14 protein-coding genes and 1 tRNA gene are annotated in these 16,046 nt (G+C 46.8%); 11 read left to right on the forward strand and 4 right to left on the reverse strand.

Annotated features, from left to right (window positions below; translation table 11 throughout):
- The first annotated feature begins 436 nt into the window (after positions 1 to 436).
- Complete coding sequence (locus CAP50_RS03195) at positions 437 to 991, forward strand: fasciclin domain-containing protein (protein WP_100749062.1); 555 nt, start codon at positions 437 to 439, stop codon at positions 989 to 991.
- Between the two features lie 219 nt (positions 992 to 1,210).
- Positions 1,211 to 1,843, forward strand: coding sequence for a fasciclin domain-containing protein (locus CAP50_RS03200; RefSeq protein ID WP_100749117.1), 633 nt, complete (start codon positions 1,211 to 1,213; stop codon positions 1,841 to 1,843).
- Positions 1,844 to 2,023: 180 nt separating this feature from the next.
- Here CAP50_RS03200 and CAP50_RS03205 read toward each other — a convergent pair whose 3' ends face one another.
- Entirely contained in the window at positions 2,024 to 3,583 is a 1,560-nt protein-coding gene (locus CAP50_RS03205) for an alanine/glycine:cation symporter family protein (protein ID WP_075102560.1), read from the reverse strand.
- A 1,095-nt stretch (positions 3,584 to 4,678) separates the two neighbouring features.
- On the opposite strand from CAP50_RS03205, the gene CAP50_RS03210 reads away from it, so the two are divergent.
- From CAP50_RS03210 to CAP50_RS03225, 4 genes are all read left to right on the forward strand, one after another.
- Entirely contained in the window at positions 4,679 to 5,311 is a 633-nt protein-coding gene (locus tag CAP50_RS03210; RefSeq protein ID WP_075102559.1) for a LemA family protein, read from the forward strand.
- 156 nt (positions 5,312 to 5,467) lie between these two features.
- Positions 5,468 to 6,631 (forward strand): TPM domain-containing protein, encoded by a 1,164-nt coding sequence (locus CAP50_RS03215; RefSeq protein ID WP_100749063.1) that lies wholly within the window; start codon positions 5,468 to 5,470, stop codon positions 6,629 to 6,631.
- A 55-nt stretch (positions 6,632 to 6,686) separates the two neighbouring features.
- Positions 6,687 to 7,211, forward strand: coding sequence for a TPM domain-containing protein (locus CAP50_RS03220; RefSeq protein ID WP_100749064.1), 525 nt, complete (start codon positions 6,687 to 6,689; stop codon positions 7,209 to 7,211).
- A gap of 230 nt (positions 7,212 to 7,441) precedes the next feature.
- Entirely contained in the window at positions 7,442 to 8,440 is a 999-nt protein-coding gene (locus CAP50_RS03225; protein WP_100749065.1) for an adenosine deaminase, read from the forward strand.
- A 120-nt stretch (positions 8,441 to 8,560) separates the two neighbouring features.
- Here CAP50_RS03225 and CAP50_RS03230 read toward each other — a convergent pair whose 3' ends face one another.
- A complete protein-coding gene (locus tag CAP50_RS03230; RefSeq protein WP_100749066.1) occupies positions 8,561 to 9,397 on the reverse strand; it encodes an SIR2 family NAD-dependent protein deacylase in 837 nt (278 codons plus the stop codon).
- 35 nt (positions 9,398 to 9,432) lie between these two features.
- On the opposite strand from CAP50_RS03230, the gene CAP50_RS03235 reads away from it, so the two are divergent.
- A complete protein-coding gene (locus CAP50_RS03235; RefSeq protein WP_100749067.1) occupies positions 9,433 to 9,795 on the forward strand; it encodes a hypothetical protein in 363 nt (120 codons plus the stop codon).
- 264 nt (positions 9,796 to 10,059) lie between these two features.
- Here CAP50_RS03235 and CAP50_RS03240 read toward each other — a convergent pair.
- Positions 10,060 to 10,136, reverse strand: a tRNA-Arg gene (locus CAP50_RS03240).
- 301 nt (positions 10,137 to 10,437) lie between these two features.
- Here CAP50_RS03240 and CAP50_RS03245 point away from each other — a divergent pair.
- The 4 genes from CAP50_RS03245 to queF all read left to right on the forward strand — a co-directional run bounded on the left by CAP50_RS03245 (position 10,438) and on the right by queF (position 14,163).
- Entirely contained in the window at positions 10,438 to 11,106 is a 669-nt protein-coding gene (locus CAP50_RS03245) for a c-type cytochrome (RefSeq protein WP_100749068.1), read from the forward strand.
- 319 nt (positions 11,107 to 11,425) lie between these two features.
- Positions 11,426 to 12,388, forward strand: coding sequence for an ABC transporter ATP-binding protein (locus CAP50_RS03250; RefSeq protein ID WP_075102251.1), 963 nt, complete (start codon positions 11,426 to 11,428; stop codon positions 12,386 to 12,388).
- 47 nt (positions 12,389 to 12,435) lie between these two features.
- Complete coding sequence (locus CAP50_RS03255) at positions 12,436 to 13,209, forward strand: ABC transporter permease (protein WP_075102327.1); 774 nt, start codon at positions 12,436 to 12,438, stop codon at positions 13,207 to 13,209.
- An 84-nt stretch (positions 13,210 to 13,293) separates the two neighbouring features.
- Positions 13,294 to 14,163, forward strand: a complete 870-nt coding sequence (queF, locus tag CAP50_RS03260; RefSeq protein WP_100749069.1) for an NADPH-dependent 7-cyano-7-deazaguanine reductase QueF — start codon at positions 13,294 to 13,296, stop codon at positions 14,161 to 14,163.
- 94 nt (positions 14,164 to 14,257) lie between these two features.
- Here the strand turns inward: queF and CAP50_RS03265 are convergent, their stop codons facing one another.
- A complete protein-coding gene (locus tag CAP50_RS03265) occupies positions 14,258 to 15,982 on the reverse strand; it encodes a proline--tRNA ligase (RefSeq protein WP_100749070.1) in 1,725 nt (574 codons plus the stop codon).
- Between the last annotated feature and the right edge of the window lie 64 nt (positions 15,983 to 16,046).

Consider the following 16,046-nt stretch of genomic DNA (forward strand, 5'->3'; position numbering starts at 1 on the left):
ATCATTTCGCTTAAAGATTACATAAAGCTTTGATTTTGACCATGAAAACTTAAAAACCTGCCCAAAAAACTGACAAAACTTACATCCATCGCACAAAAAATAGCGTAAATATGGATAGATGAATGATTGCCATATGTTAATTTGTATACATAAGGATTTGCATTTTATAAGTAATACTAACAAGTATTTTGATAATGTGGTTTATCGAAATGCGGCTTGTTAATCAGTTGTCATATCAGTAGATATCGTAAAGAGTGGATAAAGAAAGTAGCGTGTTGTGTTATCCAATAGGTATTGTGCAGCACACTGTCATTTTTATTCATTGCTATATGAAGATCTGACGTTGGTAATATAAATAAAGGGTAGTGGCTTATAGATTAGCAGGCCTTATGAGTAAATCACCAATCTGACAAAATTCATAATCAAGGATGTTTATATGAAATTCTCTAAAATCGCTACGATAGGTACATTGGCCGTTTCAATCGCTGGTCTTAGTGCCTGTAATAACATGATGCCGACCAAAAGCGCGCAAATGAAAGCGCCGATGCACAGCCAATCTATGACAAAGATGAACGTCGTGCAAATCGCACAAAGCAATTCTGATTTTTCGTTATTGGTAGAAGCGGTCGTAGCAGCAGATTTGGCCGGTGCTTTATCTAATCCCAATGCTCACTATACGGTATTTGCGCCAACCAACGCCGCCTTTATGCAAGCATTAAAAGAAACTGGCATGACAAAAGAGCAGCTATTTGCCAACAAGCCATTATTGACCAAAATCTTAGGCTATCACGTAATCAATGGCAATATGGCCATGTACGCCAAAGATGTCAAACCAGGCAATGTCACGACCGTGAGTAAAGATACGCTGATGGTGACGCCAAAAGGGCAGCTGATGGATGAAATGGGTCGTACCACCAATATCATCAAAACCGATATTGCGGCGAGCAATGGGGTGATACATGTGGTGGATCGTGTGTTGATGCCCAAATAACCATAAACATTGATAGCCGTCACGACCATGTGCGCTGTGCTTATACGCGACAAACGCTATCAGCGCAGTGATGGTCTGGACTCTCGCGTCCCGCTCAATCCTATTATTCAGCTTATATTTATCCAGCTTTTATTGAGACTGCTTTTAATAAAACTGCTATTTATAAAGCTGCTATTAATCAAACAACCAAAATTCTATCCGTTAAATAAAGGAAGCATCATGTTAAAAAGGAATCTATTATCTATCGCTATCGTTACCGCCGCAGTATCACTGGCTGCTTGTAATGATACTGAAACTGTGACCGAGCCGGTGGTCGAGCCTGACACCACCACAGAAACAACAGAAACCATGAGTGAGCCTGTAGAGATGACAGAGCCAATGGCTGATACTGAGCCGATGGCCGAGACGGACACTATGGGTGAGACTGCCGCGACGCAAACCATCGGAGAAATGGCTGCCAGCAATGAAAACTTAACAGTCTTGACCGCAGCGCTGCAAGCGGCTGGGCTCGACTCCATGCTAATGGCTGAGGATAAGTACACCGTATTTGCACCGACAGATGAGGCGTTTGGAGCGTTGCTGACCAAGCTAGGCATCACGAAAGAAGAGCTACTGGCGGATCAAGAAACACTCAAAAGTGTACTGCCATACCATGTGGTTCCAATGGTCGTAAAAGCCGCTGATATCCCGTATGGTACAGACATTGAAACCGCCAATGGTGCGACGATTTCTATCAGTGATGCCAATGTTATCACTGATGAAAATGGCAATACGGCCAATATCGTCGGCACGGATATGATGGCGACTAATGGGGTCGTACATGTGATTGATACCGTTTTATTGCCCAAGTAATCGCAGCGTTATATCATTTTTAAGTGTATTAACGGCGGCTTTTTAAGTAGCTGTCAGCTCTTTTAGCCTAGAGCGTTTTTATGGGTCAGTATTAAAAATGATGCAGCCAAATAACATCTAAAAAACCCGAGACACTGGTCTCGGGTTTTTATATTGTTAAGATTCAATACAATCGAGCGATTATTTAGGCTCTTTATGTAATGGGTCCGCATTCACTCTTTGTTGCTCTTTTAGATGGCGCTCTTCCCAATAGGTGGCGTTTTTGATGCCAAACTTCTTAGGATCAAAGGTAAACCTATTAGAAGTAGTACCGCCGCCTGCTTTGAGCTGGGCTTCATAGTCTCGCAAAATGTCGATAGCAGGACGTGCCACAAAGAAGATAACGATGATACCAACGATGTTGAGCCATGCCATAAGACCGACACCAACATCGCCGAGGCCCCAGATATAGCCTGAGCTGTTGAGAGCGCCGTAAGCTACCATAAACATGATAACGAGCTTCACGATAAACTGACCTGTCTTACTCGCGCCTTTACCCATTGAGCGGGTCAGGTATGAGATATTGACTTCCGCGATATAGTAGTACGCCAAGATAGTGGTGAAGGCAAAAAAGAATACCGCGACAGCAATAAAGGTGTCACCAAAGTTGCCGTAGACAGACTCCATCGCCATTTGGGTGAATGATGGAGAGTTGATCTCAACATCAGCGGCGACGTTTTGGACGATAAACTGCCCTTCAGCCAGCTCGCCTTGGATGTTGTACATGCCAGTTGATAAGATCATAAAAGCAGTGGCAGAACAAACAAGCAAGGTATCTACATAGACTGAAAATGCTTGTACCAAACCTTGCTGAGCTGGGTGATCGACCGCAGCGGCAGAGGCGGCGTGAGGACCTGTACCTTGGCCTGCTTCGTTTGAGTAAATACCACGTTTTACGCCCCAACCAATGGCAGCACCAAAGCCTGCTTGAGCAGTAAAGGCATCCCCAATGATTGCGCCAAATACTTGCGGGATCATGCTGAAATTGGTAAACATGATAAGTAGAGCTAGGATGATGTAGCCTAGCGCCATAAATGGTACCGCATACTCAGTAAAGGTTGCGATACGCTTGATACCACCAAAGATGATAAAGCCTAAAACCACCAAAATGATAGCAAGAGCGATCAGGCGCGTGGTACCCGTCTCTATGCCAGCTAGGGTCATCGCCGAGCCTTCACCTGCGACCTGCGCGACAGCGTTGATGACACCGTTGGCCTGTACGCCAGGTAAGAACACACCACAAGCGACGATAGAGGCTATGGCGAATAAGATACCATACCATTTTTGGCCAAGGGCTCGCTCGAAGTAATATGCAGGGCCACCGCGATATTCGCCAGTAACGACGTCGCGCTCTTTATAGATTTGACCCAAAGTCGATTCGACATACGCGGTAGATGCGCCCAAGAACGCCACGATCCACATCCAAAATACCGCTCCTGGGCCACCGAAGCCGATCGCGGCTGCAACCCCAGCGATGTTACCCATACCGACGCGACCTGCGAGCGAGACGGCAAGTGCCTGAAATGATGAGATACCATCATTGTCTGGCTTGCCTTTAAACAACAGTCGGAGCATCTCCCCAAATAGACGAACTTGCACAAAGCGCGTCATAATGGAATAAAATAGACCTGCGCCCAAGCATAAATAGACCAGCGCTGGGCTCCAAATAATTCCATTTGCTAAACTGACTAAACCTTCCATATTATGTATTCCTAGTACTGTCTCAAAGTGGCGCTGTATGCTAGGCGTAAACTAACTGGTTAACTTACTTATTCAAGTTAAGCAGTTAAATTATCAGCATCGACTTACCTGTGCTAGCGCAGTCTCATACGTTGTGTCACCACTAAGAATGGACTGTAGTTGTCTGTATTTGTCCGTAGGGCTGATCAGCAAAGCATTCTACTGCTCGCCGCTATCTGTATCATATCAGTCACGGCTACGATTTATTGCTGTCTGAGCATGAGGTACGGTATAAATGACCAAGGGCTCAGATACGTTATAAGTAGACCCACAAACAAAACAGGCGGTTATATAATTAAATAGCCATCAAACTGATAGCAGGGCTTGCTATGAGCAGCACGGTGCGATGATAGGGTATTGGATCAATAACAAACAAATCTGTTTAGTAAGTATTACGCAGTTTGTCAACGTTTTCATCAAGCTATCGATGGGCTGCTAATACTAATCAAACCATATGTCCACTACCAAATGTATTCAAACCGTACGGCTACGTAACTGCAATTTGCCATATTTTTCTATTAATTACTAGAATTTTCTTTATATATAAGCGTATATATTCATATTTAAGAAGGCTGTTTTTTCAAGGGTGGCAAGGGAATAGACCTATGTTTGTGTTTATCCTAGCAGAAGCTTTTTGTTAAAAAACGATACAGGCGTCTGCTTACCGGCGACATCGCGGTTGTGTTTTGGTAACGATGAATTGTAATAGCAGTACGATAGCGCCATTATTACTACCATATCTTATAAGCTATAATGATAAAAATAGACGCGGAATAGACGTGAACAGCTAGCGCAAAAAATGAAAAAAGAGAAAGATAAATAAGCGGCTTGCGCTTGTGACTGTTTGGGTTTTTGACTTTAGGTTTTTGATTAGAGTGCCCGTCTATTAAATTATAAAACCTACCTATATAAGCATAAGTTATAAACCAATTCAGGGTGTGAGCAGAAGCAAATGACAAACAAGGTCGGCGTATATCAGCACGACCGACAAAAAGATCATACATAAGTTGCGATATATTTATTATTATTTTGTTATTTATTATTAGGAGAGAAATGATGACACGTAAATCTATGGTAAAACCCATGCTGATAGCAGCGGTACTTGCGACGTCTAGTGCCGGCCTCAGCGGCTGCGGCTATAATAATTTGCAAGCGCAAGATGAGCAGGTGACCGCATCGTGGTCAGAGGTGGTCAACCAGTATCAGCGCCGCGCAGATTTGGTGCCAAACTTGGTCAAGGTAGTACAGCAGTATGCTGAGCAAGAGCAAGAGGTGTTTACTCAAGTGGCCGAAGCGCGTGCGCGTGCTGGCAGCATTACCGTCACGCCAGAGGTGCTAAACGACCCAGAAGCGATGGAGCGTTACGCCGCCGCTCAAGAGCAGATGACAGGGGCGCTGTCGCGTTTGATGGCAGTGTCTGAGCGCTATCCTGAGCTCAAGTCAGATGCGTTGTTTCAAGATTTACAAGCGCAGCTAGAAGGCACAGAAAACCGTATCGCCGTCGCGCGCAACCGTTATATCCAAGAAGTGCAGGGCTATAACACCACCGTGCGTCAGTTCCCGACCAATATCACTGCCAAAGTATTTGGAATGGATACTAAGCCAAACTTTAGCGTGACCGACGAAGAGGCAATTTCGACTGCGCCAAGCGTCGATTTTGGTGACTCGGCGAACACGAGCGCTGAGTAGCTTCTAAGTCGCCATAAAATAAAGCGGTGTTGGCCGCTTTATTTGTTTTAGGGGTTGTGGCACTGATGTTTATGATCCAGGCTTTTATGAGCCTAAATTTTAGTGTTTTATAATTTTATAATAAGTACAGCGGTCACTTAAGGTGGTATAGATTAGATGAATCATTCAAAAGCAATCTTATCAGTATTACTATTTACACTGAGTCTGGGTGGTGCACCGATGCTGCACGCCGCGCCCAACGACGCTGCTGATAATGCGGTCGCTGTAGATAATGGCTCAAACGTGCAGAGCCGCAGTGTCGAAGAATTGGTGGCAATTGCCAAAGCAGGCGAATCCAATGAAGCCATTAATGAGGCAGTATTGGGGAGTGAGGCGATCAACGAAACCATTCTTAGCAATGACAATCAAGATAGCAATGACGCCATCAATTCTAATGTAGCGCAAACGACTGCTGCGCCGATACAATCAAGCGCCAAAAGCGTCGATGCTGACAAACTGATCCTAAATTCGCCTGTGGTGGATCAAGCCAATATCTTAAATCCGCAAGAAAAACAGCGCTTAGAGGCGCAGCTTAAGAGCATCTATCAGCAAGGTCTAGCGCAGGCGGCGGTTGTGATTGTACCGACGACCAACGGGCTGCCGATATTTGACTATGCGTTACAAGTGGCAGAAAAATGGCAGCTGGGTGACCAAGATATCGATGATGGTCTGCTGATGGTTGTCGCGGTCAATGACCGTAATATGTATGTTTTGACCGGTTATGGGCTTGAGGGCGTGTTGCCTGATGCTGCGGTCAATCGCATCATTCGAGAAGACATCACCCCTTTGTTTAAACAAAACAATTATGGCGCTGGTATATTGGCAGGGGTAGACGCGCTAAAGACACGCCTGAGCGCTGATCCTGAGGTGCTGGCGCGTGCCGATGCCCAAGCGGCAGAGCGTAGTGCGCAGCAGGGAGGTGACGAGGTACCATCGCCGATCTTTTTGTTTATCATGGCGATGATTTTCGGTGGTTTTATCACCAACATATTTGGCCGTGTGTTTGGCTCTATCCTGACAGCTGGCGGCTTTTTTGCAGGCTCACTGGCGCTGGGTGGCGGATTTTTTATGACCGTCATTATGGCGATATTTTTGTGGATGTTCCTTATCTCACGTGGCTCAGGCGGCGGTGGTGGCCGCGGCGGCGGCGGTGGCATGGTTTTCTTACCGGGCATGGGCGGCGGTAGTGGCGGCAGCTTCGGTGGTGGTGGTTTTGGTGGCGGCGGCTTCGGCGGCGGCGGTGGTGGCTTTGGCGGCGGTGGTGCCGGTGGCTCTTGGTAGCCTTATACAATGAAAAAACAATCGTGAGCAACGACGTATTTGAGGAAGTAATATAATGGCAGAAAACAATACTGCACATCCCAGCTTTGCCCGCTGGTGGCGCCAAGTCTTGTTTGTGCCTTTGATGCACAGCAAATGGCTGACAGTGGCTGCCAAAGCGCGCTTGACAGCAAAAGTAACCAGCGCGGAGCGTGGTCATCGCGGCGAGGTGTTTTTGATTATCGAAAACCACCTTCCTATTCAGCAGGCTTATCATATGGGCTGCCGTGAGCGCGCCATTGATTTGTTTAGTGAGTACCGTGTTTGGGATACTGAAGAAAACACAGGCGTGCTGGTCTATGTCAATATCTGTGAGCACAGTTTAGAGATTGTGGCAGATCGCGGCATCAGCGCCCATGTCAGCCCGACAGTGTGGCGCGCCATGTGTGACAAAGCTGTCGCTGGTATTGCTAACCAAAAAACAGAAGAAAGCTTGCTTGAGCTATTAGATGAAGTGGGGCAAGTGCTGCGGCAGTATTATCATCTTGAGCATGACCCTGCAGGCAACGAGCTGTCTGATACAGTGGTGTATTTGAAGTAAGCTTGCTAGTTTTTACTTGCTGGTGTTTAAAGAAAGCCTGCTCAATGCTTTTACTAAGCATTTTTACTAAATGTTTTCACTTAGGAGCTTTCACTTAGCAGGCTTTTGTTAAATTCTTAAAGCGCTGTGCTGCTCACTTATTCACCTGTAGGGTTTTGTCTATAGGGTTTTTGAGTCAATTCAAATATAATATCGTCTGTCCTAAGACAAACCGCCCTTACTGAGATATTATGATTGAATTAATAAAAAAACTGCCAAAAGCTGAGCTACATTTGCACATCGAAGGCTCGCTCGAGCCTGAGCTGATGTTTCGATTGGCGCAAAAAAACGACATCCAAATACCTTATAAAGACATAGACGACGTCCGCCGCGCCTATAACTTTACCAACCTACAAACCTTTTTAGATATCTATTATGCTGGTGCCAACGTCCTTATCACCCAGCAGGATTTTTATGATTTGACGTGGGCCTATATCCTAAAGTGCGTCGAAGACAACGTCATTCATACCGAGATATTTTTTGACCCGCAGACCCATACCGAAAGAGGTGTTGAGTTTGCAACCGTTATTAATGGTATCAAATCAGCGCTGGCAGATGCCAAGGCTGAGTACGGTATCAGCTCTTGTATCATCATGTGTTTTTTACGGCATTTGTCGCAAGATGCAGCATTTGAAACTTTAGAGGCTGCCATGGCATTCAAAGATGATATCGTCGGAGTGGGCCTTGACTCATCCGAGCTGGGCAACCCGCCGTCTAAGTTTACAGAAGTATTTAGACAGGCCAAAGATGCTGGCTTCAAAGTGGTCGCCCATGCTGGCGAAGAGGCAGATTTTTCTTATATTTATGAGGCGTTAGACGTTTTACGCAGTGACAGGATCGATCACGGCGTGCAGGCGATACATAGCGAGGCACTGATGCAGCGCCTAAAAGAGGAGCAAATGCCGCTGACCGTTTGCCCGAATTCCAATATCGAGCTTAAGGTGTTTGAGAGCTATCAAAATCATAATATAAAAACGCTATTAGACTATGGGCTAAATGTCAGCGTTAACTCTGACGACCCTGCGTATTTTAAAGGTTATATCAATCAAAACTTTATCAATCTGGTAGAAAACTTGCCGCTGACAGAAGACGATATCGTCACTTTGGTAAAAAACTCTTTTAGAGCGTCATTCATAGACGATGATCTAAAACAAGCGTATTTGGCACGAGTGGATCTTGCGCTGCAATAAGCACGGCTCACGATGTCAAAAAAGGGGGAACGCTTTATATAACGCGCTCCCCCTTTTTATTGCGCGACTTGATAGCGACGTATCCGATTTATTTGGACTCGACCATATCATTGGCCGCACTTATAAATCAGTAATCGCTTCTATCAGCGGCGGCAGTATCACGCCTGCTTTTTCTGCAAATGTGATATCGACGATGGTGTTTGGCGTGGGATTGGGGTTTATCTCCATAACTTGCGCGCCGTTTTGTTTGGCTAACTGCGCCAATCCCGCAGCAGGATAGACGAGGCTTGAGGTACCGATACTGATAAACACCTCGCAATTAGCCGCGGCTTCCTCTGCAGTCTGCCACGCCTGCACAGGTAGCGCTTCGCCAAACCAAACAATATCTGGTCTGATATAACCACCGCAATGCGAACAGGTGAGCAAGGTGTTGTCAAAGCTCATATCGAGATGCGTATTAACGCTCATAGTGTTTTGCATAATGTCTTGATGGTCGGATGGGGCGCTTGATTGCTCCTGATAAGGCGCATTACACTGACCACAGCGGTTGCGCCACAGATGTCCATGTAGGTGAGTCACCGAGCTACCCGCTTGTTCATGCAAGTCATCGACATTTTGGGTGATGAGTGTCACTGTTTGATCGGAGGTTTGCGTATGATACTGCCACTGAGCCAATGCATGATGCGCTGGGTTTGGTGCTTTATCAGCCACCAACTGCCTGCGCCACTGATACCACGACCATACAAGCTTTGGATCACGAGTAAAGGCCTCAGGGGTTGCCAAATCCTCGACGCCGTAGTTTTCCCATAACCCTGTTTGCTTATCTCGAAATGTTGGGATGCCGCTTTCTGCAGAAATACCAGCCCCAGTCAAAATGCAAATACGTGATTTCGATTTCAACAGTTGTGCTGCACGCTCTACTTCTGCTATGAGTGCGGGTGTTAATTCTGCTAACATGAGCCAACCCTTATTAATGATGGATATGTTTTCTTATGATAGACGGAATGTGGTGGCTTGTCATACTCTTCACTGTGATTGCCGCCTTGTGGCTATTGGCAAAATCACGTGGTGCAAAGACGGACGCAGGGCGCAGTGGTAAGCAATCAAACCAGCTGCCCTCCAATGACGCGCTACAAAAAACCTCAGTGCTGTTTAAGCAGTTTTTTCCTGATTATCAAGTCACGCGTAAAGCCAAGCATTTGCTCATCCGTAAACACAATAAAAAAGTGGCAATGATTACCATTGATAAAACACTGGCAGCCGGCCAGCGCCGTTTGGGCGATATTTCTGTGATCAATTATCACCGCGTGCCCAGCCGCGCCCAGCTCGCTACTCATTTGCAAGAGGCAGAGTAGGCGGCGCTTGTATCAGTGGATAAAGAGCAAGTAGGTATTCTAAAAGAGAGTTTTTTAGAGCTGGTCATTTAACAAGTTGACCGTTTAACAGAGGCGGCTTAAATAGTCACGTGACGAATAACAAGCCAGAAGCTGCGAGTACATTTAACAACACTTGATAAAAGCTACTAGGTCATGATAAATAATATCAAAAGATTTGAAGTGTTGAGATTAAAGGACTTTAGAAGTATGAGGTAATGCTAAGGAAGGATGAAACATAGTGATTGGTGCGCTCGGCGGGAATCGAACCCACGACCCTCGGCTTCGGAAACCGATACTCTATCCAACTGAGCTACGAGCGCATAAAACAGACTTAAAAATCAAGACCGCTTAGTCTAACAAATAAAAGTCAGAAAGCCAATAAACGAAGGCAGAGATTGAGGTTTTTTAAGAAAAAACAGGATAGTCATTAAACAAGCATGGCAATCTACCCGCCTTTTCCCTTATAATGTCAGGGAGAATTCATATTTATAATCACCGATTGCAAGTGTGCTGGCACGCGGGATGGCTATTTGCTATTGATGACGAGAGGTCGTCAAAGGAGGACAGACAGAATGTCCGAGCCGTGCCAGCCTTTGTATACGTAATAAGAGAACGTGACGAATGAGAAAAGTAGTTATGTTATCGGCAGCTGCCATTCTAGGAATCGCTAGTATCGCGGTGAGCCAAGCTGAAAGTGTTGTAGACACGCCTGTGACTGTCTCTGATGTAGCAGAAGCGCAGGAAGTGGTGGAAAACGCACCTGAGCAGTTGGGCGATGACCCACAAGCTGCTGCAGATACCACTGATGGCGACGCTGCGACTGACGCTGCGGCCTCAGAAGATGGTCAAGCAGATGACGCAGTAGAAACTGCCGCTGCCGCACCTGCCGCCGAAGAAGAGATTCCACAAGATACGCCGCAAGTGCAAAAGCTGATCGCGCTATATCCAAACTTGATTGCTCGTATTCAGCCAGTTGCCAAAGTCTGCTTCGAAGACGACGAAGTGTGTGACGTGACCGCGCGCGCTGCTGGCCCAGCCGCTGGCGATGGCCCTCGCGACGGCAAAGCTGTGTATAATGCGGTATGTCAGACATGTCACGGTGCAGGCCTACTTGGCTCACCTGTGTTAGGCGATGCTGGCGCATGGGGTCCACGTATCTCAAAAGGTAAAGACACCCTATATACCCATGCCATCAATGGCTTTAACGCTATGCCTGCCAAAGGCGGTGCGGATATCCCTGATGAAGAAGTCCAAAACGCTGTCGATTATATGGTTGAGCAAGCAAGCTAAACAGTTGCTTTTATCGGCTTGGGGTGCCTGATGTAGATTAAATAGGCATCCGTAACCTGTCACGGTCTATTGACTTGTCGTGAGCGACTTGCCGCAAATTATATGTATCTGTAAGCTATATGTATAAAGCCTATAACTCGCCTATTTCATTTTATGAGGTAGGCGTTTTTTTATGATGAGTATTATCAAACGGATGGTTCTGGTATAGCACCGTTGAAATCCGACCTTAGTAGCCTCATTTTATGAGATTACATCGTCTCATTTAGCTGTTTTTCTCTTCTCAAACGCTTTTACATCGATAATCAATAAAGAGGTATTCATGTCTGAGGTACCAGCACTTGCTATCCAGAATTTATCCAAAACCTATGGTAATGGGTTTTCGGCACTCAAAGATGTCAGTTTAACCGTCCCGCAGGGTGGTTTTTTTGCGCTGCTGGGGCCAAACGGTGCTGGTAAGTCAACGATGATTGGCATTATTAGCTCACTTTTTAAACCCACCACTGGTAGTGTCAAAATCTTTGGCACCGATTTGCTCGAAAACCCAGCGTTGGCCAAGCAGTATCTTGGCGTGGTGCCGCAAGAGTTTAACTTTAATCAATTTGAAAAAGTCCAAGACATCTTGATTACCCAAGCAGGGTATTTTGGTATCCCGGCCAAAGAAGCCCGTCCAAGAGCCAAGCGCTTGTTGACCGCGCTTGGGCTGTGGGATAAGCGCAACAGTAAATCACGCGAGCTATCTGGCGGGATGAAACGTCGTCTGATGATTGCTCGTGCTTTGATTCACAAACCAAAATTATTGATTTTGGATGAGCCGACGGCTGGGGTCGATATCGAGCTGCGCCGCTCTATGTGGGAGTTTATGCAGCAGATCAATATCGAAGAAAAAACCACCATTATCTTGACCACTCACTATCTTGAAGAAGCAGAGCAGCTGTGTAAACGCATTGCGATTTTGGACCATGGTGAGATACGCATCAATACCGAAATGAAAGATTTGCTCGCTCAATTGTCGGTGGAGACATTTGTGTTTGATCTTGAAGCCCCGTTGACCCAGCCGCTAGAGCTGGATGGGGTGACAGGGTTGTCGCAGCCTGATGAGCAGACCCTAGAGGTAACCTTGACAGAAGGCGAGTCGCTAAACGGTGTGTTTAACCAATTATCTGCTCAGGGCATTACGGTGGCCAGTATGCGCAACAAAGCCAACCGCTTAGAAGAGCTATTTATGCGCTTGGTAGAAAAAAACATTCAAAGTGCAGACAGTATGAAGGAGGCGGGATTATGAGTCAAAAGGCCGTGGATCAAGATCAGACCATCGACTATCACAAAACCATGTCGTGGAATAAAAGATGGATCTCTTTTCGTACCATCTGGCTAAAAGAGGTGCGCCGAATCCTGCGTATCTGGCCGCAGACCCTACTGCCACCTGTCATTACCATGAGCCTGTATTTTGTCATCTTTGGTAAGATGATCGGCTCACGTGTCGGTGAGATGGGCGGGGTGCCGTATATGCAATTTATCGTGCCTGGTCTAATCATGATGGCGATTATCACCAACAGTTACTCCAACGTTGTCTCAAGCTTTTTTAGCGCCAAGTTTACCGCCAGTATTGAGGAGCTTTTGGTTTCACCGGTCTCCAAGCATGCGATTTTGATGGGGTATATCAGCGGTGGTATTTTCCGCGGGCTGGCGATCGGTTTGATTGTCTCGATTGTGGCGTTGTTTTTTACCGATTTGGGTATCGAGCACTTGTTTGTTACGGTGTTTACCGTCCTTGGCACCTCGATTTTGTTTTCATTGGGCGGCTTTATCAACGCGGTATTCGCTCGCTCGTTCGATGACATCTCTATCATTCCAAGCTTTGTATTGACGCCGCTTACTTATCTTGGCGGGGTGTTTTATTCGATGGAAAACCTCTCACCGTTTTGGCAAAACGTCTCGTTATTGAACCCGATTGTCTATATGGTCAACTCCTTCCGCTACGGTATTTTGGGGTATTCTGACGTCAACGTTTGGTACTCGATGGCGGCGATTTTTGTATTCTGTGCGATATTTTATACCATCGCTTATCGTTTGTTGAGTAATGGCTCACGCGTGCGCTTGTAGTGGTCAGCGTGTGAAGCGATAGCGATGCCCAAAGCGCTGTCGGTTGAGCAGCTAGGGTTTAACGACTAAATAGTAGGAAAGTAAATGAGCATACACGGCATTTTAGGTGAGCAAACCACCGATTATCCGACGCAGTATAGTCCAGAGACGCTATATCCGATTGCGCGCAGTCTGGGTCGTGACGCGATTGATTGGCAAGACGATAAATTAGCGGTGGGGGTGGACTGGTGGCAAGCCTTTGAGATGTCTTGGTTAAATAAGCAAGGCGTCTCGCAAGTTGCCATTGCGCGCTTTGCTATTCCTGCCAGCTCGCCATTTATTGTCGAGTCAAAATCGTTGAAGCTTTACTTAAACAGCCTAAATTTTACCGAGTTTGCCAGCTGGGACGACGTGCAAGCGCTGATAGCCAAAGACTTATCAGCCTGCGTGCAAGCTCAGGTAACCGTTGAGTTGTTTCGCTTAGACGGCGCGACATCAGGGCTGCACATTGCTCAGCCTGATGGCGTCTGTATTGATGATGCCTTGGCAAATAGTAGCGAAAAGGTAACACTGTGTGCGCATCCCGATGCGTCATTGCTGCGTGATGAAGCAGAGGCGCGTGGTGAGAGTGTGATAAGTGATGGCACTCAGCCTTATCGTTTTTATTCTAATTTGCTACGTAGTAACTGTCCGGTGACCAATCAGCCGGATTGGGGTACATTAGCTGTGTCAATCACAACGGAGCAGCCCATTCATACGGCCAATATGCTGCGCTACATATTAAGCTTTCGTCAGCACAATGGTTTTCATGAGCAGTGCGTCGAGCAGATATTTGCTGACTTGAGCCAACACTATCAGCCAAGTGAACTGATGGTTCGTGCGTGGTACACCCGCCGCGGCGGTATCGATATCAATCCTTGCCGCGTCAGTGATATGAGTTTGTTGCCGACGCCGAGTCGTTTGCTGCGCCAGTAGAGCCATCGTTTAAAATAACTTGGCTGATACAAAAAAGCGCCTGTCTTATTGAATAAGATAGGCGCTTTTTATCGCATAGGTTTTACTAATAAAACTATTTGCTACTTATTTTTGCCATGACTTCTTCGCGGCTGAGCATTTGTTTTTCTGATTCACGGCGATTGACGTACTCAAATTTACCTTCGGCCAAATTACGGTCAGAAACCACGATGCGATGCGGGATACCAATCAGCTCAAGATCGGCAAACTTGACCCCTGGACGCTCGTTACGGTCGTCTAGCAATACGTTGATGCCCTGCGCTTTTAGCTCTTCGTATAACGCGGTGGCCGTTTGCATGACGGTTTCTTCTTTAGACTTCATCGGAATGATAGCGACTTCAAAAGGTGCAATAGAGTCCTCAACGGTCGGCGTTTGTGGCCACATGATGCCGTTTTCGTCGTTATTTTGCTCGATGGCTGCTGCGATGATACGGCTGACGCCGATACCATAACAGCCCATCATCATGGTCACAGGCTTGCCATCCTCACCAGAGACGGTTGCGTTCATCGCTTGCGAGTATTTATCGCCCAACTGGAAGATATGACCGACTTCGATGCCGCGTTTGATTTTGAGCGTGCCTTTACCATCAGGAGAAGGGTCGCCTTCTTGCACATTACGCACATCAACGATACGCGTAATGCTGGCGTCACGTGCCCAGTTCATGCCGATGGTATGTTTATTCACTTTATTCGCGCCTGTCACAAAGTCTGACAAGGTCGCCGCTGAGCGATCGACAAATACCGGCATATCCAAATCCACACCGATATAGCCTTTATGCAGGCCAGCGGCTTTTAGCTCTTCATCAGAGGCCAAGGTCAATGGCACGTTGGCTTCTTCGATTTTCTCAGCTTTGATGGTATTAAGCTGATGGTCACCGCGTAGTACCACCGCAATCAGCTGCGGCGTGCCATCTTCTTTATGACCATGGACGATCAAGGTTTTGACGGTATTGGCAAGCGGGATATCTAAGTGTTCCGCCACCATCTTACAAGTGGTCATGCCTTCGGTGAGCACGTCTTCGCGCTCTTGCTTTGGCTGTTGGCGTTCAGCCATATTAAATGAGATAGATTCGGCAAGCTCGACGTTGGCCGCATAGTCTGAGGAGTCAGAAAAAGCGATATCATCTTCACCGCTGTCAGCCAACACATGAAACTCATGCGAGGCAAAGCCGCCGATAGAGCCGGTATCCGCTTGTACCGCACGGAAATCTAAGCCTAAGCGGGTGAAGATACGCGTATAAGCCTCATACATATCATGATAAGTCTTTGCGAGCGAAACTTGATCGACATGGAAGGAGTAGGCGTCTTTCATGGTGAACTCACGCGCGCGCATCACGCCAAAGCGGGGACGAATCTCGTCGCGGAATTTCCCTTGGATTTGAAAGAAGGTAATCGGTAGCTGCTTATAGCTGCGAAGCTCGCCTTGGGCCAGATTGGTGATGACCTCTTCGTGCGTCGGGCCTAGCACAAAATCCCGATCGTGACGGTCTTTAAAGCGCAATAGCTCAGGACCATAGTCATCAAAACGCCCGGTGGTCTGCCACAGCTCAGCGGGCTGCGTCATCGGCATCAGGACCTCTTGAGCGCCTACGTTTTGCATCTCTTCACGAACAATACGTTCGACTTTTTGCAAGACGCGTAGCCCCATGGGCAACCAGATATAAAGCCCCGAGGCGATTTTGCGAATAAGACCGGCGCGCACCATCAACTGGCTTGAGACGATGTCAGCGTCGCTTGGGGTTTCTTTTAGAGTGGCAAATAAAAATTGACTGGCTTTCATAAATAAAGCGTAACCTTATCAACGATAAAAAAATAAGAAATAGTGGGGTGTTGAGCATAGGGCT

The sequence above is a fragment of the Psychrobacter sp. L7 genome (assembly GCF_002810365.1).
GTDB lineage: Bacteria > Pseudomonadota > Gammaproteobacteria > Pseudomonadales > Moraxellaceae > Psychrobacter > Psychrobacter celer.

Excerpts from the sequence above, each read along its gene's own strand:
- CAP50_RS03195 (WP_100749062.1), top strand. The coding sequence starts at position 437 with ATGAAATTCTCTAAAATCGCTACGATAGGTACATTGGCCGTTTCAATC.
- CAP50_RS03200 (WP_100749117.1), top strand. The coding sequence starts at position 1,211 with ATGTTAAAAAGGAATCTATTATCTATCGCTATCGTTACCGCCGCAGTA.
- CAP50_RS03205 (WP_075102560.1), bottom strand. The coding sequence starts at position 3,583 with ATGGAAGGTTTAGTCAGTTTAGCAAATGGAATTATTTGGAGCCCAGCG.
- CAP50_RS03210 (WP_075102559.1), top strand. The coding sequence starts at position 4,679 with ATGACACGTAAATCTATGGTAAAACCCATGCTGATAGCAGCGGTACTT.
- CAP50_RS03215 (WP_100749063.1), top strand. The coding sequence starts at position 5,468 with ATGAATCATTCAAAAGCAATCTTATCAGTATTACTATTTACACTGAGT.
- CAP50_RS03220 (WP_100749064.1), top strand. The coding sequence starts at position 6,687 with ATGGCAGAAAACAATACTGCACATCCCAGCTTTGCCCGCTGGTGGCGC.
- CAP50_RS03225 (WP_100749065.1), top strand. The coding sequence starts at position 7,442 with ATGATTGAATTAATAAAAAAACTGCCAAAAGCTGAGCTACATTTGCAC.
- CAP50_RS03230 (WP_100749066.1), bottom strand. The coding sequence starts at position 9,397 with ATGTTAGCAGAATTAACACCCGCACTCATAGCAGAAGTAGAGCGTGCA.
- CAP50_RS03235 (WP_100749067.1), top strand. The coding sequence starts at position 9,433 with ATGATAGACGGAATGTGGTGGCTTGTCATACTCTTCACTGTGATTGCC.
- CAP50_RS03245 (WP_100749068.1), top strand. The coding sequence starts at position 10,438 with ATGAGAAAAGTAGTTATGTTATCGGCAGCTGCCATTCTAGGAATCGCT.
- CAP50_RS03250 (WP_075102251.1), top strand. The coding sequence starts at position 11,426 with ATGTCTGAGGTACCAGCACTTGCTATCCAGAATTTATCCAAAACCTAT.
- CAP50_RS03255 (WP_075102327.1), top strand. The coding sequence starts at position 12,436 with ATGTCGTGGAATAAAAGATGGATCTCTTTTCGTACCATCTGGCTAAAA.
- queF (WP_100749069.1), top strand. The coding sequence starts at position 13,294 with ATGAGCATACACGGCATTTTAGGTGAGCAAACCACCGATTATCCGACG.
- CAP50_RS03265 (WP_100749070.1), bottom strand. The coding sequence starts at position 15,982 with ATGAAAGCCAGTCAATTTTTATTTGCCACTCTAAAAGAAACCCCAAGC.